The organism is Paenibacillus sp. GL_099_B, from assembly GCF_057835695.1.
Map to the genome: position 1 here is coordinate 3,072,522 of NZ_CM174430.1, position 20,617 is coordinate 3,093,138.

At 45.1% G+C, this 20,617-nt stretch carries 13 protein-coding genes and 1 pseudogene; 10 read left to right on the forward strand and 4 right to left on the reverse strand.

Translation table 11 applies throughout. The features are described 5' to 3' along the window. Positions 1-10: 10 nt before the first annotated feature. Positions 11-592, reverse strand: a complete 582-nt coding sequence (locus AC3ITG_RS14205; RefSeq protein WP_413378264.1) for a LysE family transporter — start codon at positions 590-592, stop codon at positions 11-13. A gap of 134 nt (positions 593-726) precedes the next feature. Here AC3ITG_RS14205 and AC3ITG_RS14210 point away from each other — a divergent pair, with 134 nt between their 5' ends. The 4 genes and pseudogenes from AC3ITG_RS14210 (at position 727) to AC3ITG_RS14225 (ending at position 2,660) form a co-directional block, all read left to right on the forward strand. Next, complete coding sequence (locus tag AC3ITG_RS14210) at positions 727-1,281, forward strand: helix-turn-helix domain-containing protein (RefSeq protein ID WP_413378266.1); 555 nt, start codon at positions 727-729, stop codon at positions 1,279-1,281. A gap of 90 nt (positions 1,282-1,371) precedes the next feature. After that, positions 1,372-1,494 (forward strand): annotated as a pseudogene (locus tag AC3ITG_RS14215) (DNA-binding response regulator); the annotation flags it as partial. A 125-nt stretch (positions 1,495-1,619) separates the two neighbouring features. After that, a complete protein-coding gene (locus AC3ITG_RS14220) occupies positions 1,620-2,057 on the forward strand; it encodes an RrF2 family transcriptional regulator (protein WP_413378268.1) in 438 nt (145 codons plus the stop codon). A 222-nt stretch (positions 2,058-2,279) separates the two neighbouring features. After that, entirely contained in the window at positions 2,280-2,660 is a 381-nt protein-coding gene (locus tag AC3ITG_RS14225) for a DoxX family protein (RefSeq protein WP_489254112.1), read from the forward strand. A gap of 140 nt (positions 2,661-2,800) precedes the next feature. Here AC3ITG_RS14225 and abnB read toward each other — a convergent pair whose 3' ends face one another. After that, positions 2,801-5,215 carry an arabinan endo-1,5-alpha-L-arabinosidase AbnB gene (gene abnB, locus AC3ITG_RS14230; protein ID WP_489254113.1) on the reverse strand — a complete coding sequence of 805 codons (2,415 nt, stop codon included), beginning with the start codon at positions 5,213-5,215 and terminating at the stop codon, positions 2,801-2,803. A 387-nt stretch (positions 5,216-5,602) separates the two neighbouring features. Between abnB and AC3ITG_RS14235 the strand changes: the two genes are divergently transcribed. The 6 genes from AC3ITG_RS14235 to AC3ITG_RS14260 all read left to right on the forward strand — a co-directional run bounded on the left by AC3ITG_RS14235 (position 5,603) and on the right by AC3ITG_RS14260 (position 17,062). Then, a complete protein-coding gene (locus AC3ITG_RS14235; RefSeq protein ID WP_489254114.1) occupies positions 5,603-9,454 on the forward strand; it encodes an alpha-L-arabinofuranosidase C-terminal domain-containing protein in 3,852 nt (1,283 codons plus the stop codon). 356 nt (positions 9,455-9,810) lie between these two features. Then, a complete protein-coding gene (locus AC3ITG_RS14240; protein ID WP_064638694.1) occupies positions 9,811-10,716 on the forward strand; it encodes an ABC transporter permease in 906 nt (301 codons plus the stop codon). 15 nt (positions 10,717-10,731) lie between these two features. Next, on the forward strand, positions 10,732-11,622 hold the full coding sequence (locus AC3ITG_RS14245) for a carbohydrate ABC transporter permease (protein WP_076288339.1): 891 nt from the start codon (positions 10,732-10,734) through the stop codon (positions 11,620-11,622). 75 nt (positions 11,623-11,697) lie between these two features. Beyond that, complete coding sequence (locus AC3ITG_RS14250; protein WP_489254115.1) at positions 11,698-13,449, forward strand: sensor histidine kinase; 1,752 nt, start codon at positions 11,698-11,700, stop codon at positions 13,447-13,449. 4 nt (positions 13,450-13,453) lie between these two features. Continuing rightward, positions 13,454-15,112, forward strand: a complete 1,659-nt coding sequence (locus AC3ITG_RS14255; RefSeq protein ID WP_489254116.1) for a response regulator transcription factor — start codon at positions 13,454-13,456, stop codon at positions 15,110-15,112. A 306-nt stretch (positions 15,113-15,418) separates the two neighbouring features. Next, positions 15,419-17,062: an extracellular solute-binding protein gene (locus AC3ITG_RS14260; RefSeq protein ID WP_489254117.1), complete on the forward strand. Its 1,644-nt coding sequence runs from the start codon at positions 15,419-15,421 to the stop codon at positions 17,060-17,062. A 72-nt stretch (positions 17,063-17,134) separates the two neighbouring features. Here AC3ITG_RS14260 and AC3ITG_RS14265 read toward each other — a convergent pair whose 3' ends face one another. Next, entirely contained in the window at positions 17,135-18,745 is a 1,611-nt protein-coding gene (locus AC3ITG_RS14265; protein WP_489254118.1) for a response regulator, read from the reverse strand. Next, a complete protein-coding gene (locus AC3ITG_RS14270; protein ID WP_489254119.1) occupies positions 18,726-20,477 on the reverse strand; it encodes a sensor histidine kinase in 1,752 nt (583 codons plus the stop codon). Before AC3ITG_RS14270 ends, AC3ITG_RS14265 begins: the two co-directional genes overlap by 20 nt. Positions 20,478-20,617: the final 140 nt, after the last annotated feature.

Consider the following 20,617-nt stretch of genomic DNA (forward strand, 5'->3'; position numbering starts at 1 on the left):
TCTCTTGCATTTATTTTAAAATTGATAGTGCGCTATAGATAAGCAAAACACCCATTAGAATATTAAAGGGACGTTCATATTTCAATAAAAAGCTCTGAAATAACATACCGCATAACCCCCAAGTCATATTGGCACTGATGCCAATGATAGTTAGAAGTAACGAAAATACGATCATATGAACATGAGACTCTCCAAGAGGCATAACAAATACCGAGATGGCCGTAAGACCATACAGAATGACTTTGGGGTTGATGAATTGCAGGGTGAAGCCAAAGAGAAACGTAAAACGATTGACCTTGGGATCTTTGGTATTCGCAGGTTTGCTTCGCATGATTTTGATCGCCAAATAGATCATGTATACACATCCCAATACGTTCAAGGCGGGTTTGATCCTCGGGATATATTGATGCAGAATAAGGTTGAAATAACTGGACAGAAACATAATTAGCAGGCAGCCAGCTGCTACGCCGGCAATAAACGGAAGAATTTTTTTGAATCCCTCGTTTCTTGCGTGAGTCATGGCGATGATGTTGTTGGGACCTGGTGTGAATGAAGCCACAATTGCGTAAGTCAGTAACGGAATGATATTCATAAGTCCTCCACATTTGATTCTTCTTGTATGTTATATTTAATTGAAACGTGCGCCATAACGTACGTTCTTTATAATTGTACAATATGTACGCTATATAGCACAATATAATCTTTTAAATCAGAGGTGACTGAATATTGAAAAACATTAATGTTGTTCTGGCACAGAATTTGAAGCAGCTCAGGGAACAAAGAAAGCTTAGTCTGGACAAGGTTGCCGAGATGTCTGGAATCAGCAAGACGATGCTTGGTCAGATTGAACGGGGTGAATCCAACCCTACAATTGCGACAGTCTGGAAGATTGCGAACGGCCTGAAAATTTCTTTTACCGCCTTGATCCACGAGCCAAAGTCGGACACTACAGTTGTAACGGGCAGTGATATTCAAGCATTGATGGAGGATGAGGGAAAGATTCGGATTTATCCGCATTTTCCCTTCGAAGAGGGGCGCCGTTTTGAAATGTACATGATGGAGATGGATGAAGAGTCTTCTTTGAGTGCTGAACCACATATAGAAGGGGCAGAGGAATTTATTACGGTTTTTGAAGGGGAAGTTACGATTCGGGTTGGGGCGGAGGGACATACGGTAAAAAAAGGAGAATCGATCCGTTTTCGCGCGGACAAGCCCCATGGCTATAAAAATTCGGGTGCCTCTGCGAATAAATTAAGCATGGTCATCCATTATTCAAAATGAGATGGTCATACGAATAGATTCTACGCTATTTATATTTTGTTTAAATTCGTGTCGTACAATCTTCCTGAATGAGAGAAAGGGGGGCCGGTAATGAATCGAATTCTGATTGTCGATGATGATGTTTATATCCGCGAACTTGTAAGTACGATCCTGAAACAAGAGGGCTTTCTTACGATTGAAACGGTTGATGGAAATGATGCGCTGCAAAAAGTAGCAGGGCAGATGAATGTGCAGACGTCTGAGGGAGCAGGATCGATATCGATCCTGCTCCCGCTTGAACTCATGGATGTTAAGCAGTACAATGTGCTTTATAAAGTTGCAATTAAGGAGTGACATCTATGAGCACAGCCAATCGTGGTGTGAATATTGGACCACCACGTTTCAAAATAGCAGTACATTCCATTGTCTGGTTGGCAAAAAGCGGGAGTGTTCTGTCGAGCGCAATGATTGCAAGCCAGGTGAATTCACATGCTACGTTCATGCGCAGAGTGATGCAGGCGCTGTCGAATGCAGGATTTGTGGAATCCAAAGGTGGACGTGAAGGAGGGTACAGCCTGTTGAAATCCGCTGATGAGATTACACTGGGAGATATCTACTCCGCTGTTAATGCAGCTGCAGGAGAACTTGAATTCGATGTGGACTGTGGTGGTGAAACGGGGGAACAGCTTGATTTGGAATTGGAGAAGATTCTATACGAAGCTGAATTACGAACCATTGAATACTTGCGTAACTACACGATTAGAGATGTGATGGGACGGGTTGATTTTTGTTCATAAATTATTTTTTTGAGAAAGTACTAGTCAAACGAATATAAAGCATTTATAATGTGCTCATGGCAGTTGCATATAACTGCTTTTTATATCCGTTAATTGTGCCTGTAAAAAGCACATATTAATTAGATTAGATTTTCAGATGGGTAAGGAGAGTGGGATACATCAAATAAGACTTTTCGTTTTTTAAATGTGCTTATAAAAGTTGCATAAAATTATCAGGGAGTGATGAAAGTGAATATTCTATCTATCGTTTTACAATCGCTGCTTGTGCTTATCTTTTTGATGGCAGGATTTGGAAAAATTACAGGATCGAAAATGCATGTTGAAGGGTTTCAAAAATGGGGACTTCCCCAATGGTTCCGTGTAGTTACAGGACTCGTGGAAATTGTGGGAGCTGCAGCACTGATCGTGGGCTATTGGGAATCAAGCTGGACTGCTGCTGGTGCATTGTTGCTCGGCGTTACAGGAGTTGGGGGAACATTGACACATTTGCGAGCAAAAGATTCAATGAAAGAAACGTTCCCTATTGTTCTGATTGCTGTTTTGGCTTTCTTAGTCTTGATTATCCAACGCAGTGAGCTTATGAATTTTCCGGGTTTCAATTAACCAAATAATTTTTAAGTCGTTTAACATTATAATATCAGTAACTCAATTAAAAAATGGAGATACCAATAAAGTAGCCTATTAAAATCGGCTACTTTATTGGCGTTCCGTTAACGAATCAAATCCCAAGGCAAGGTTCTTGATTATGGCTTTTCTTTTGCCTGACGCTGTATTTCTGTGGAGGTTAACGCTTTATCATATACTTTTACGTTATCCATCGAGCCTTTATAGAAGGGATCGGCTGTATAACGGCTTTTGCCCAAATAAGCTTCCGTCACTTGCAGATCCTTCGGGTTAAACGTGATTTCGGTGCTGCTTGCTATGGCTTTTCCATTCACATACAGAGTGCCGGTATCTCCCTGAAGGGTAACAGCGACATGCACCCATTGATTGGAGGGCAGCGGTTCAGCAGCAATCAGACTCTGATCCCGTCCCTGATCATGAATGGTGAATTGCAGAGCTCCAGTATGCTGGGCGGGAGTAAGGAACATATGTCTGGTCAGGCCATTTCCAAAGTCGAAAATTCGCTGCCAGGTTCCGCCGCCACTCCAGTTGACCCATGCACTAAAGGTGAAATCCGTCGTATCGGTAATGATTCCGGGTAGCTGGATGTAGCTGTCGGTTCCGTTAAAAGCAGCAGCTTGATTTTTGCTGCTAATAGCAGAAGTCGTCACATTAAAAGCTTGTCCATGATATTCATTTTTGCTGAAATCCTGTGCGATTTTTGCAAGTTTCTTTTGATTAAAAGTATATTCTCCAAGCAAAGGGCTAACCGCCTGCTGTGGAATGATAACGTTAAACGTTTTGGAGCTTACCGCACTACCTTTGCGGATCGTTGCGGTTAATGCCACCTTGGCATCTCCCTTACCAGTGCGAGGGCGATTCACTACTCCGGTAGCGGACAGCGCAGAGGCGTTGGAAGATTTCCACGTAATCTCTGCATCACGTGTTCCCTTGGTCGGGAGGGACAGGTTGAAGAATACGTTCCCTGTGTCACCGATGCTCAGATCCTTTTTTACCGCATTGACAATATCCTGATCCTTCAGTGCAGCCATCTGACTTCCCCAGATTGCCACGCCAGAGGAGGAGAGAGCGCTAAAGGTCAGAACCGTCTTTTGGGAGTCTGGCTCCCATTCATGCGTGAAGAAACCTTTATACACAACGTTATTCGATGTGATTTGCACCTGATTGTCTGAACCAAGACTCCATGTTCCCGTCACCGCACCACTAATGTGCCCATCTGCTGTAAACTGAACGGTCTGTGAAGATTTGATCTCGGCCGTGATTTCCTTCCCGTGATTCACCCATTTGTACTGACCAGCAATATCCTGGGTTGTCAATGGGGCAGTATCCTCTTCAGAGCCCCCATAGCGATAGGGAGAAACGACAGGCCATCCTTCCGAGTTCATATGCATCTCATGTACGCGGACTTCATGCTCTTCTCCGCGCCCTGGAAAGCGGGAATGGAAGATCAGAAATTGTTTTCCCGTTTCAGCATCATAATAAGCGGAGTTATGTCCTGGTGATACATAGCCGATACCTTGACCTGTGCCGGGGTCACCGATCTGTCTTTGAAACAGGAAGTTTCCTAGTAATTTGACGCCAAAAGGCTCGATCGAGAGGTCATCAAACAAGGGTTTGTCCTTGTCCGCCTTGACGTTGATCATATCGTTTCCTTCAGCATCGAGGAAAGGACCATCCGGTGTTTTGGAACGGGCTACGCGAATGTTATATCCCCCGTCAGCACCCAATCCGCCATAGGACAGATACAGATAATAATAGTCGGTTTCGGGACTATAGAGCATATAAGGTGCTTCAATTCGGCTGTGATTGCCTCCGGTCAGTTTATTGCCATAACCCTGATTAGGGAGAGGTTTTCCCGTCGTTTCGTCCATCTCCAGAATGAAAATACCCCCGGAATAGGAACCGTATACCATCCAGAGCTTGCCGTTTTTATCGAAAAATACATCAGGGTCGACCACATTCGGATGTATGGTTGCATCGTATATAGTGCCATCCTCACTAATCTCATCCCACATGCCCGATTTGAGCAGAATACCCTGATCCTTATAAGGCCCCTCAATGTTGTCTGCCACAGCAACGCCTAACGCAGAGCGGGGAGAGTCCCCTTTGCATGCATTGTAGTACATATAAAATTTGCCATCCGCCAACTGGATTACGTCCGCTGCCCATAATGTATCGGTCTGCGCCCATTGCAGGGCTTCAGCGAATTCCTTGGTTACATTGGGCACAACAGGGTTGTCATCCGTAACTCCGGAGGCGACCGAATCCCAATTCATCAAATCTTTGGACTTTGCTACTTGAAGATGTGAACCAAAAATATAAAAGGTATCACCCACCTTAATAACGGAAGGGTCATGAACGGAAACATTCCTGAATGCTGGAACCGCATTCTCAATGGATGTGGAAACTTGCGGGTTGGAACTGATTGCCCCCGGACTATCCGCGAATACGGAGACGGGAGCCAAAGCTGTTGTCGTAAGTAATGCAGAGCTCAGTAAAGAAATGTTAAGTATGCTTACCCAATAACGTTTCATACGTTTCCCCTTTCCCAATACCTGAAATGAAAATAACCCTATTCATTGCCGCAAACGTTATTTGGACGAACAGCCCTCCTTTTGGTTTCCATAAATTATCAAGCGCTTTCATTTGTTATATTATCAATCAATTTATATATTTGTAAACCATAAATATAATGGTAAGGGTGTCTTATTGATTGAAAAGGATATAAGTAAAAGATCGTTGTATTCTAAAGAATTCCTATGCTGCAACGGATTTTTTGTAATTTTGGGATTGAAATCTTTACTCGGAATAAGATACTATACGATTAGATCATGTGTTTATATATTTATCAATCAATTTATATTTATACGAATTAAATAAAGCTCATCTATGATAATTTACGCTACATAGGAGGAATGAACATGACTACATATCATAATCAACTAATCGCACACTATAAGTTTGAAGATGCAGCCAACATTGGCAAGGATAGTTCAGGGAACGGGCACGTTGGAGCCGCTGCAGGAGAGAAAATACCCGATATTTCCGAAGTGAATGGCAGATGGGCGGTGACTTTTACTGGAGGATCGAACGGAACATCCTATTTGGAACTGCCTTCGAATTTGTTGCAAAATGTAAGCGACAACACTGGAGTGACTGTTACAGCATGGGTCCATTTGGGCAAGGGATCGAACGTGTGGGAGCGGATTTTCGACTTCGGCAAAGGAGAAAAGGGCCCCTATTTATTTCTGACTCGTCAGATGCGTGGCACGTTATTTGCAGGCGATGATCTGGTTGTAGACCCGGGACGCGGATTTGCCAGTGGGGAGTGGATGCATATTGCATTGTCGGTGGCAGGCAGTCAAGGCGGCACACGCAGCAGCGCGGGTCCCATTGTATATGTGAATGGAGAGAAAGTAGCGGATGGCTCTATCAGTCAGACGTCCAGTGGCAATTATGCCAAGCTGCGCAGATGGTTTGATTCGTTCGTGGATCCTACGAATTATAGCCGCAATTATATTGGACGCTCTCAGTACGCAGCAGATGTGGATTTTGCAGGTTCACTGTCCGATTTTCGGATTTATCAGGCCGCTCTGTCCATGGATGAAGTGATCGAAGTCATGTGCGAATCCCTGACGGATGAAGAGATTGTAAAGCTGGCAGGAGATAAATATTTGTCTGCTCCAGCTCGGATTATTACCAAAAATGTGTCATTGCCTGTAGATTTACTGGGGGGCAAGGTAAACGTTCAATGGAATTCAAGTCAGCCTGAAGTTCTGTCAGCAAATGGAGAAGTTCAACCCCTGAGCTCAGCACAGGAGATTCGTTTGAATGCGCTCTTAACCAAGGGTGGAAATACGCTGAACAAAAGTTTTGATGTGTCTGTTGTGCCAGAACACCTTCCGCCTTATACCGTTACAATCCATGGAGACCAGCAGGTGGCGGATATTAGTGAAGTGATGTATGGCCTGTTCTACGAAGATATCAACAATGCAGCAGATGGGGGAATCTATGCGGAGTTAGTTCAGAACCGCTCGTTCGAATCCTTTGCATTCGATACGTACTCGCATGACTCTGGCGAATGTGGTTGTTCGACAGGTCGGAACCGTGATCCTTTGTTTGCCTGGTCCGGGGATACCGAGAAAATGATCGTACAGCATACCGATGGAATACACACTCATCTTAACGTGGAAGACCCGGAAGTGAACGCTTATTATGTAACGGTTCAGGCGGGTGCCACGATTCGAAATCGCGGATTCTCGGATTCCAATCAGCATTGTGCCATGTCCATCAAGAAAGGGGAGGCATATGATTTTACCGTCTGGGCCAAGGCAGTATCCGCAGGGACGATTACGATTCTGTTGCAGGACGGGAACGGTGATGCAATCAGTGATTCAGTTACGCTGCAAGTTGAGGGAGGTAACACATGGAAGAAGTACGGGATCGCCTATTCCGATACCCGCGTCCTTGTGGCCAATGCCGAATTCAGCGGTCATGCAAGTGGCAGTCATGTGTTGACTCACCCCAATTCTCCCCATATCACCAATTCGAACGTGACCTTGACCGGAACGGAGACCGCGCTGGGGCAGTTGGCACTTACCTTTGAAGGAGACATTTCCATCGACATGGTATCGTTGATTCCGCAGGATGTATGGGGAGCCGATCCGAAAAAGCAGGGAGTATCCGCGTCAGCACATGCCAACTACACGGGTAATCCGAACTATCGACTCAGAAAAGATCTGGTTCAGGCCCTTGTCGATCTGCATCCGAAGTTTCTGCGTTTTCCGGGGGGATGTATTTCCGAAGGTTCGTTTATTTGGGACAATGTGTATGACTGGAAGGATTCGGTGGGAACGGTGGAGCTCCGCAAAGAGAACTATAACGTCTGGGGTTACATGATGACGATGGGTCTCGGGTATATGGAGTATTTCCAACTGGCAGAAGATTTGAATGCTGCTCCGGTTCCGGTTATGGCCTGTGGCGTTCTGTGCCAGGCTCGTTCGGATTACGCACACCCGGCGGGTGGCGCTTTGAGGGATTATTATATCCGAAACTTTACAGACCTGATCGATTTCGCGCTCAGCTCGGATATTGAACATAACGAATGGGCTGCCATCCGAAACAGCATGGGACATCCTGAACCATTCGATCTGCGTTATCTTGGCGTAGGCAATGAGAACTGGGGAACCGAATTTTTTGCCAACTTTGAAGTATTCAAGACGTCAATTGATGACTATATGAAACGTAATTATCCTGATCATGAGCTTCATATCATTTCGACAGTCGGCGCCCAGGCAGACGATGATGCGTACCAGCAGGGATGGAAATTCTTGAGCGGCAATCTGACCGGATCAGCTCAGGTGGCTTTTGCAGATGGCAAAGAGGTGATTGAAGAGACGGTCACTTGGTATGAGAATCAAGACAACTATATGGATACCATTGCGGATGAGCACTACTATCGCTCCAATGACTATTTGCTGAACAACGTGGATCGGTACAACTATTATGAGCGGGCTTATCATGAAGACGGCAGTATGGATTGGACAGAGACATCCAAGGTATTTGTGGGAGAATATGCATCCACGGACAAAAATACACTGGCAGGTGCGATCGCAGAAGCTGCGGTCATGACCGGATTTGAAAATAATGCGGATGTTGTTCGTCTGGCTGCCTATGCGCCGCTGTTCAACAAAGTACTGACGGATGGCACCTATCGCTGGACGCCGGATTGTATCTGGTTTGATGATGAAACGGTGTGGTACACACCGAATTACTATGTGCAGCAGCTTTTTGCCAAGTATGTGGGTGAGCAGGTGCTGGGCACTTCATTTTCAACATACAGCAAGGGGCAACCGATGGAACTCATTCCACGTGGCGGAATTGAGATTGCGACAGGCAATGCCGACAGTGTGGTGAAACGGATTACGGTTACATCGAACCAGGATGGCAGCGTGCTGTTTACAGAAGATTTCAGGGAGCAGACAGCTTTGAATGAGGCGTGGAATTGGATTCCGGGATCGTCGGGATACACGCTGGAGACGGGAAAAGGACTGATTTTGAAAGCCCAGGCAAGCGGCTTGAATGGGTTATATGTACTGAACGATGAATGGTCGAATTATAAAGTGGAAGTCGAGGCTCAGCGCATAGCGGGTGAGGATGGCTTCACCATCGGTGTTGGCTTGACGGATATATCTTCTGATAACAAGGATGTCATCGAATACGCAATCGGATATGGTGGCAATGCAACAGGAGTCAAAGTATATAAACAAGGTGTAGAAGGCTATACACTGGGTGATTATTCTTCCAGTTCAGCGGCGGGAAATCTCCGGGCAGCCAACTATGAACCGCTGGAGAACGAGACGAATTATACGATTACGGTGAATTATGGTGGTGACACAGGGAAGAATCTGATCTGCTCTTATACCGATGGTTACACTACCAGCAGAATTCTGGATTACAAGCTGGAAGCGTACAACCGGGACGTATTCCACTCCGTTACGAGAGATGAGCAGCATGTGTATGTGAAGCTGGTGAACGCAGATGGGGTGGACAAAGCAACCCAAATTTGCCTTCAGAATCTGAACGTTACCTCTGTTGCGAAATTGATAACACTTAGCGGAGATGAAGAATTGCTACATGTTCCTAATGTGAACCAGAAGAATGATGAGAAAATTGTTCCACAAGAACAAATGATACATCTGCAGGAGGATTCGGTTGTTTTGCAACTTCTTGCTTATTCGGTCAATGTATTGGTTATGGATGTTCAGAAATAATTATATAAGTTGAACCAATAATTTTCATACGAAGTCACTACGTGGTCAGAACCATCTTCCGATCGCTGTTATCCCCAGATTTTTTGAATTCCTTATTTAAAGGGGGAAATCCGGTGATAAAGGCGAACGCTTCGCTTCTCCAGATTCCTTCTGACCTCTCCGTTATCATGTAAATGTCTAGTTCAAATTATATAGTTAATATCTCAATAATAATCTGCTTTAGTCTTAGAACCGCGATACTCGCGGTTTTTTGGTGTTCCGGGAAGAGAGTCAACAAAAGATACCTAAAGTAAATAGCCTACACTATTGCCGATTCCTGACGGATTCTATAATGAATTTGAAGGAGGAGACATCTTATGCGTTCCAACTACAGACAATTTATACGAAACGTTCCGCTTCATCTCATGATATTGCCTGGACTGATCATCATTATTGTATTCGGTTACATTCCGATGGCGGGACTCTCCATTGCCTTTCAGAATTTCTCTCCCATTGCCGGGTTCAAAAATATGAACTGGGTCGGCCTGGACAATTTCAGGTATCTGTTCGATCTGCCGGGGTTCGGTCAGGTCGTATGGAATACGGTATTTATTTCCGCGATGAAAATTGTGTCCGGTTTGGTCATTCCGGTACTTGTGGCCCTACTGCTGAATGAGGTACGTAAAACAGGTTTTAAACGAACGATTCAGACGGTCATCTATATGCCGCATTTCTTTTCCTGGGTCATATTGGCCGGTATCATTGTAGACGTATTGTCCCCTAGCACAGGAATTGTAAATATGCTGCTTAAGGCGATAGGGGTTGAACCTGTTCAATTCCTGGCCAGTAACGAATGGTTTCCTTACATACTCGTCATTACCGATCAATGGAAAGAATTCGGATTTGGCACGATTATATATTTGGCCGCACTGACAAACATTGATAAATCCCTGTACGAAGCATCTGTAATGGATGGAGCAGGAAGATGGAAGCAGACCTGGCATATTACGCTGCCTGGCATTCGTCCCATCGTGATTCTGATGGTTACACTGAGTCTGGGTAACGTACTTAACGGTGGTTTTGACCAAGTGTTCAACCTTTACAATCCGCTGGTCTATGAATCCGGAGACATTCTGGATACGATGATCTATCGGATCGGTCTGCAGGATGCGCAATATTCGGTATCAACCGCATTGGGTCTCATTAAGTCAGTCGTTTCGTTTATCTTTATCGGGCTTGGTTATTTCCTCGCCTATCGATTAGCCAATTATCGGATTTTCTAGAAAGGAGGCAAGAACATGCATCACGCTTCGAGAGCCTATCGTTGGTTTCTGGGAATGAATTATGTCATCCTGACCCTTCTTGCCTTGCTGTGCCTGTTTCCCATTGTGAATATTCTGGCAATTTCGTTTAGTTCGAGTGATGCAGTCAAGGCGGGGAGTGTCACATTCTGGCCGGTGGACTTCACCTTGTCTTCGTATAAATACATTCTCGAAAATCAGCAGTTTCTAAATTCATTCGGTACAAGTCTTCTCCGTGTGGTACTCGGAGTTGCGACCAACCTGATTTTCACGATTCTTGTAGCCTATCCGCTCTCTAAAGAGGCAGCGAAGTTTCGTTCAAGAACGTTCTATGCGTGGATTTTTGTCTTTACCATGCTGTTCAGTGGAGGATTAATCCCGGGTTATCTGATCGTCAAGGAAGCAGGTCTTTTGGATTCGATCTGGGCCCTGATATTACCGGGAGCGGTTCCGATCTTTAATGTATTGCTTATGCTGAATTTCTTCAGGGGCTTGCCGAAGGAGCTGGAAGAGGCGGCTTGGATGGATGGCGCAGGCCATTTCCGCACACTATGGAGCATTTACCTTCCTATTTCATTGCCTAGTATTGCAACCATCACACTGTTTGCCATGGTGGGGCACTGGAACGCCTGGTTTGATGGCATGATCTATATGAAGAGTCCGGAAGGTTATCCGCTAGCCACGTATCTGCAATCGATGCTCCAGCAAGTGACGATGATTCAGAGTGAAATGATGACCCTGGAAGATGCAACGCTATTAAGTCAGGTATCGGATAGAACGACCCAGGCATCCCAAATCTTTTTGTCCGTAATACCCATTCTGCTCGTGTATCCGTTCCTGCAAAGGTATTTCGTTCATGGACTTGTTGTCGGTAGTGTAAAGGGATAAGATCGATGGAGGAAAACCAATGGGAGGAGCCGATTTCCGGCTCCTTTTTGCCGTTGAGGAGAGGAGTGAAGGGAAATGAGATTTGCGGTGGGCACCTGGAAAAATGCATCCATCGTCGTCAAACTGATGATTGCTTTTGTGCTCGTCATTCTGCCCCTATATGGAATCAGCATTATGATCACGCATACCAGCTCCAAGCAAATGCAGTCGGAAGTGGAGAAGGCGCATGAATCAAAGCTTTATTTTTACCACAATCATCTGCAATTCGAACTGGAGCGAATGAGTGGACTTGTTACTGAATTCTCATTCGATGAAACGATGTCCACCCTAAGTACACGAGCTGCGATTATGAGCAGATATGAGGTGACTTCCAGTCTCAATAATATCCACAACAAGCTGGGCCAGATCATGGTGACAAGTCCCTATATCAGCGATGTTGTATATTACGTTCCGGCTCTGCATAAACGGGTCAGCGCGGTGGACGGAATTCGCAATGTGGAGGATACAGAATGGAAGGATCTGCTGGCAACAATGGGGAACCTGAATGGTGAGTTGTCTTATTCGGATAACAATCTTTATTTTCTCAAAAGCAATCCGTATAACATGAATCATGAGGAACCGCCCAATTTTATATTAGGCATACGCTTGTCTGCGGAAGAACTGAAACACAGCTTGCAGCAGCTCGCGGAAACAGGGGGCAGTGATATTACACTGAGCTTCGGAGAGCAGCATAATGTGGCCATTTCTTCTTCTGATGAACCTGCATCGCCAGCACAATTACAACAGGTATCACCGGAATCATCGGTATCCATGCAAGTGACGAGATTTCAATCTGATCCATATCTGTATTATTCACTGTATGATCCCGATCACTCGTTCACGCTGACGGCCAGTATCCCTAATGATGTGCTCCAAGCTCCGCTTGAACAATACAACCTATGGCTGTGGACGTTGACGCTTATTTCAATTGTTATCATTATGATCTTCTCTTTTTCGATTTACAGGTCAATTCACAAGCCGTTATCTGTGCTCATTCGCGGGTTCAGAATGGCGGAGCAGGGCCAGACAAATATTCATATTCCGCAATCCAGACGCGATGAATTCGGTTATTTATACTCTCGTTTCAACCACATGATAGAGCGCTTACATATTTTGATTGATGAAAATTATGTTGCCCGGATTCGAACCAGCGAGGCAGAACTCAAACATTTGCAGTCCCAGATTCAGCCTCACTTTCTATATAACAGTCTGTTCAGCATCAAGCAAATGGCCGAGGTCGAGAATGTTGAATTGATTCAGGAATTCACCGACTATTTGGGTCAATATTTCAGGTATATGTCCAGGGATTCTCATTCCGAGGTATCGCTCGGTGAAGAGGTGGACCATGCCTTGGTCTATGCTTCCATTCAGAAAATCCGATTTGGCTCAAGAGTCCAACTGCAACTGGAGGAACTAAGTAGGGAGTATCGGGACATCGCCATTCCCAGAGTCATCATTCAGCCAATCGTCGAGAACGTCTTCGAACATGCCCTTGCCAAACGCAGTCAGGGAGGGATTCTGAAATTATCCTATCAAGTCGAACACCACAAATTGTCCATTCGGATAGAGGATGATGGCGATCAATTAACAGATGAAGTCTTGAGCAGCCTGCAAGAATCCTTTCAGGAATCTGCGAATCAGAGACATGGAAATGAAGAGATTACTGGACTGATGAATGTGAATCAACGTTTGCGGATCAAGTTCGGGACGGGCTTTGGCCTTTGTGCGCAACGAAGTGAGTTGGGCGGTTTATGCATGATTTTAAATATTCCATGGAGACGGGAGTAATCGTATGCAGCGGATGTTAATTGTAGATGATGAACCGGTTATTTTGGATGGACTTTATGCTTTCTTTCAAAAAGCGGATTTTCAGGATATGGAGATCATTAAGGCGTACTCTGCCTTTGAAGCAATGGAGTGGTTGAATTCCGTTAAAATTGATATCGTACTCAGCGACATCTGTATGCCTGGTATGGATGGCATGGAGCTGATCGAGAAAATTATGGATCGATGGCCACGGTGTAAAGTCCTTTTGCTGACAGGTCATAACGAATTTGATTATGCACATCAAGCGATACGTAACCCTTGTGTTGTGGATTACCTGTTAAAGACAGAGGGCATGAGTCATATCCGCGCTGCGGTAGAGCGAGCGTTAACACAAATCTCGGAGGAAAATGATTTCCGTTACCAGCATGCCTGGTTTCGCAGCAAGCTGCCCAGAGCGCTGCCGCAGCTACAAAGACAATTGCTGCTGGATCTCCTAAAACGAACAGAAAGACATGATATCGCCTCGCTTCAGGAAGAATTGGATGCGGTCCAGTTACCTTTCATGTCCAATGAGCCGTTAATCCCGGTCATCATACGGGTTGAGGAGTGGAACAACTATCAATCCCAGGCGGACCGGAGTTTAATTCGCTATGCTGTTGCCAACGTTGCGGAGGAGCTGCTTCAGGATAAGGCCAAGGTCAAAGCTATTGATCTGGATTATCAGGTGATCGCTTGCTTTGTTCAACCCAAGGTAGAGCTATCGAGCCTCCATACTGGACGGCAGGAGAAGTGGGAACAGACGCTGCGTTTCGTCTATGGAACGCTGGAGTCTGTGCAGCAATCCTGTGCGGATTGTCTGAATCTGTCCGTCTCCATTATGGTGAGCGAACAGGCGGTGGAGTGGATGGAGCTAAGTCAGGCCATTGCGCAGTTGCGCCTGTCGATCCATGAGGGCCCTGGACTTGGGATGGAGAAGCTTCTTCGGGTCAATGTGCAGCATGATTCGCCATACACCCCCAATATTTTGAATCAGCAGAGTGTTGCGACTCTTCATCTGGATCAGATCAGGCAGCGCGTTACAGCAGGAGACAGGGAGTGGATGGAGTCGTTTCACAAGTGGATAGAAGCTTCAAAAGAAGGTCTTCAGGACCCATTCTTTCGAATGAAGATCTATTCAGGCGCAGGTAATGGACTGATTGAGCTTCTTCATGAACTGGGCTTGTACGAATCAGCGATGGAGGAAATTGCGTTGTCTCGTATGCTTTATTTTGACATCCATACGCCTTGGTCTGATCTGGTAGTTTTCTATCAATCGGCATATGAATGGATCATCTCCAAAAGAAGTGTTACACGCATCCATGATCAGTCGCAGATTCTCATCACCATTCACCATTATATCAAGCACCATCTGGAGGATGACCTATCGCTAACTCGAATTGCACAGGAAGTTTCCCTCAATCCCTCATATCTATCCCGTTGGTACAAACGTATTACTGGCAAAGGCATATCCGACTATATTCATGACCGGCGCATCGAGCGCAGCAAGGAATTACTTCTCGGCTCCACCTGCAAAATGCATGAAATATCCGCCAAGGTCGGATTTAGTGATCAGCATTATTTTTATCGTTTCTTCAAAAAGGCCACTGGCTGCACGCCGCAGGAATATCGGGATCAAAAAAGTTAGATCAAGTCTGAAATGGTAAATCAAAGATACCAGATGTCAACGGGGTACACTCGAAGTGATAGCGCTTTCTTACTAAAATAAAATTATATATAAGATGAAAGAAGATTAAACCATAACGGAGAGAGCAGAAGAGACCTGTAGAAGCGGAGCGTTCGCCTTTATAACCGGATTTCTCCCTTCAAAAAGGGATAAAGGAAATCTGGGGATAACAGCGATCAAAAGGTTGTTCTGCTATCGGAGTGCAACGTTTAATATTCATTAGTTCATCTTATATACCTCACGGGAGGAATAAAAAGGGGGATTCGCATGAACATGTCATTAAAGAAATTCTCACTGTTAACGTTAACCATGGTTCTGGCAACCACGATTGCAGCCTGTTCATCGGGTACGGGTAGTGCTGAGAATGAAGCCCAACCGAACACACAGCAGGATGCCGGAGGTCCGCTTACGAAATATGATCCACCTATTAAACTAACATCGACCATGAATGAAACAGGGAAAGAATCGCTCGCCGAAGGTGATACGCATGCCAATAACATTTGGACCAGAGGATATAAGGACGAGCTGGGTATTGATGTCACCTACGACTGGATTGTCCCCGATGCCAATTATAACGACAAAATGAACGTCACCCTGGCTAGCGGCGATCTGCCAGATGTATTGAAAGTGAGTGCTGTGCAATTTGAACAGCTGCATGACGCGGGAATGCTGGAAGATCTGACTGAAGTCTATGATAAGTATGCATCTGACCTCGTTAAGGAATTTATGTCCGCTGAGGATGGGGCAGGTTTGAAGCCTGTAACCAAGGATGGCAAGATATACGCGATGGTCAGTTTCCCAGGCTCGCTGGATTCCTCGGATATGATCTGGATTCGCCAGGATTGGTTGAAAAAGGTCGGACTTGAAGCACCAAAATCAATGCAGGATGTTATCAAGATTGCGGAAGCTTTTACCTTTGAAGATCCGGACGGAAATGGCAAAGATGATACGTATGGTATTGCACTCAACAAGGATTTGCCAATTAATGCGTTCCTGCTCGGTTATCATGGTTATCTTGAAACCTGGATCAAGGATACTTCGGGCCAGGTTGTGAATGGTACCATTCAGCCTGAGGTGAAGGAAGGATTACGCGAACTGCAAAATCTGTATTCGAAGGGTGTACTCGACCCTGAGTTTGGCGTTAAGGATTTTACGAAGATGATGGAAGATGTGAATGCAGGCAAATCAGGCATGTTCTTCCTGCCACAATGGGCACCATTTCAGGTTAGCAGCATGATCAAGAAGGATAAGAACGTGGATTGGCTGCCTTATCCGGTTCAATCGATCGACGATCAGCCTGCCAAAACGCAGAATCACCTAAGCTTGGGTGGCATATTTGCCGTACGTAAAGGTTATGAGCACCCAGAAGCATTGATCAAACTGCTGAATTTCCAGGCAGAGAAAATGTTTGGTGAGTCGGCCAAGGAAGAGCGTGCTGCGTATTTGAACGGTTTGACCGGACTTGGTTTTCATAATGCGACCGTATCCAATCTGCCTGCCAACAAAAACGTGAAGGCACAGGATGAAGTTGAGCAGGCGCTCAAAACGGGAGATACTTCCGGATTAGAACTTGAAGCGAAGCTGTTCTACGATGATATTATGGATTACCGCAATGGAAATCTGGATAAGTGGCATATGGAACGTATTTTTGGACCGGAAAGCTCGCAGGGCGTCATTAAATATTATCGGGATAACGATCTCATTGTCATGAATGAATTTATCTACGCCCCTACGAGAACCATGAACACCAAACAGGCAACCCTGGATAAACTGCGCGCTGAGACGTTTCTGAAAATCATCTACGGCAACCTGTCTATTGACGAGTTCGATAATTTTGTTGCAAATTGGAAAAAGCTTGGTGGCGACCAGATCACTCAGGAAGTGAATGAAGTCATTAATGCGAATAAATAAGGCACAGCAAAACAGCAAATGCCACTCTGCGTACGATACGCAGGGTGGCATTTTTCATTACGGCGAGAAAGATCATCCGGTTTCATGAGAGCTTTCTTTCTGCTTCTTGCGATATTCATTGGGGCTGCAGCCCATCTCTTGCTTAAACAGTTTGGTGAAGTGAGAGTAGTTGGTATAACCGACATTTCCAGCAATGGTATGCACCGATTGTGCGGTGGTCTCCAGTAGATGCCTGGCCGCCACAAGACGGGTATGAATGACATAATGGCCCAGTGAAATTCCCATCTCTTTCTTGAACAGCCGTGCCAGATAATCCGGGTTCAGATAGACCATCTCCCCCAGATTATTCCTCGTTAAATCTTCTCCATAGTGAGTGCGTATATAATGGGTAATCTCATGTACAACCGACTTTGGCTGTTCGGCGACATTCAGATATTCGGCAGCTGTATTAACCAGGTAAGCAATATAGGATTGCATATCTTCAATAGAATGCAGAGATTGCATGAACAATTGATCATTCGTTTTGCCCATATACAGCTTGTGCACTTCGATCTCCTTACTCTTCAATTGGGCATACACAAGTTGCACCAGATCAAGACGCAACAAACTTAGAACAGCGGTACCTACCACACCTTCACGGACAAGTTGATGCATATAACGACCCGTTTCATCCAGAAACGCCTGAAAGCGGTTTTCATTCAACAATTGCTCCAGTAGTCCCAGATCAGGTGGTACGTAATTCAACTCGGGTCTATTATAGTTTTCCAGTAAAAAGGTTTGGTTGCGGTGTTTGATTCGTTCTTCATTCATCAGCAACAACTCGTTGATGGTATGGCGAATCTGACCCAGCATTAGAGAGAACCCGATACTACAGCAGGCATCCGACTTCAGGTAATTATTAACCTCCGGGATGAACGAACCGCACATGGATTCGATCAGCTGTGCATCCGGTGCTCCGTTCCATTTTAGAATAACCATCCAGTTATGATCCTTGATCTCGGTAATGGCTTCAATGGAGAACAAAGTGTCCTGGAACCGTTCAACCATCACATTCAAACAAGCATAATCGAACAGGTTCTTGTCCGTCTTGCCCAGCGTATGATCATACGGAAACAGGTTAACCAGAATAGGAAGAAACAGATCTGTTGTTTCATAAGGTAGATTTTGTTCTGTCAAAAAGGCAGAGACGTCGGCAGGGCCGGAAGGAAAAGCTTTACCTGAGATCAGCCTGCGCCAGCTGTCCTCAATCAGTTTACTCCGATTTTTCTGCCACAGTTCACCTTCATGAATGGCTTTCTCAATAAACTGCTGGTCTCGAGCTTTGGCAACCGCCTTTTGAATAATAAGAGTTAACTTGTCAAACTCAATAGGTTTTAGAAAATAATCAAAGCTTTGCAGCTCAATTGCTTTCTGAGCATAGTTGAAATCAGCATAGTTGGTCAGAAATATCGTCTGTACATTATGCGATTCCTCCCGGACCCATGCGAGTAATTCCAGCCCGCTGCCCTGGGGCATCTCAATATCACATATGAGAATCTGAACGGGATGATTTTGCAAAATCTCTTTGGCCTGCGCTATATTGTAGGCTGTGAATATCGTGTTGATCCCCAAGGCCTTCCAGTCAATTTTCTTTTCCAAAGCCATAACTACAAAATAATCATCATCAACCAGCAATGCATTCATGGTTTGTCACCTCTCCCGGAGTATCTGAATTTAGTATCATTTTAGGTAAGGAAAGTGTGATTCGGGCGCCACTTGCGTCGTTTGCAAACGTAATATTCGCTTCATCTCGATATAATAATTCCAAACGTTGGATGGTATTCATAATGCCAATCCGGTTACCACCTGTTTGTTCCAGCGCTTCTCCACGCATCAGTGCGTCAAGAACATCTGGACTGAAGCCTGGACCTGTATCCGAAATCCGGATGAGCACATGATCACCATTTTCTTGTCGTTGTTCCGTCACGGATAAAGTAATACATAATTCCCGGTCCCGGGAGACCCCATATTTGACGGCATTCTCGATGAATGTCTGAATGACGAGTGGTGGCACAGCGATGCCCGTGATGACCTCTGGCTGTTCAATTCGATAGGAAAAAGCATCACGGTAACGCGACTTCTGTATGTCCAGGAACGTTCTTACATGCTCAATCTCATTCTCCAGAAGAACGAAATTCTCCCCACTTTGAAAGATATATCGGAAATATCGGGACGTAGCCATCGCCATGTTCTCAATTTCTTCGTACATTTGCATCTGCGCCATACTGTACATGCTCGTCAAACAATTCAGGAAGAAGTGGGGCTTAATCTGCAATTTCATATAATCCAAACGTATTTTTTGTTTCTCCAATTCCTGCTCATAGCGATCGATCTTGAACCGTTTAATCTGGCCTACCAGTTCTTTAAACTGTGCATTGACCTGCTCCAGTTCCATAATCCGGCTGCTCTTGAAGTCTGTCGCTTCGTCACCTTCGTTAATACGCGCCAGATTTTTGGAGAATCGCTGAATGGGAACAAGCAGATTTCTCCTGAAAAACATCATAATTGCACTTAATGTGGAGGTCACAATCAGAAAAAGCAGCATAATGAGCAGCTGAGCAACCATGATTTTCTCGAATGCGCCAAACTTGATGACCATATGCGCGCTGAATGCCGCATTGGAGAAGTCGCTGCTGACTATATTGTGAGACTGGAACAGATCGAGAAATGAATGTCTCTCTTCCGGTATGTGATCCCCGCCAGCAGGTCCGGAAAGTTGCACACCATTCTCGTCTACTAGAGAGGCATATCCGTTGGCACCCAGATTAATCTGCTGGAGAGGGGCGATCAGTTCATCTGCGGATATCAAGGCAATAAGATAACGGTTGTAGTACGGCACAATATTGATAAGATAAGAAGTGCCGTTCACGTGAATCGGTGTCCAATGGGAATAGAACTTCTCATATACACCTTTATCACGGGTCAGTGTAATGATTTGTTTTTTCACTTCTGAATAATCCGAATAGGAGATACTTATTGGCGCGCAGTTGAGGAAATATTCACTATTCTCCAAATAATAAAAGAAATTGTACGACTGCCCGTAGTTTCGCTGTAGTTCGGCGAAGAGCAGATGTAGTTTCTCGTTGGCCTTTAGGAACGGGATACTGTTCACACCATATGTATTCATGTTGTCGAGATTCTCGTCGTTCGCCAGTGTCCACCCCATGAAATGATTAATATACGCAAAATCGTGATTAATACGATTGATGTACAGATCGGCCGCATCCTGCAAGTATTGGGTGGACTGCTGTTTGACCATGGAGATGGAAGCAATGCTGATCACGAGATCCAAAATGAGCACGACAAAGGAAATGACGAACATCATGCGGATATAATGCCGGATGGGGTAGGGTTTGATAGTGTTCAGGTTTGCCATGGAACAATGCACCACTTTCTTGATTGCTTGGTTATGAATACGCTTTAATATCTCAGGAATAGTATAAAACCTTTGTTTGAAAAAAACATAAAGATTTGCATCTTTTGATTCAGAAGTCCGGATTACACACACGAAAGTCT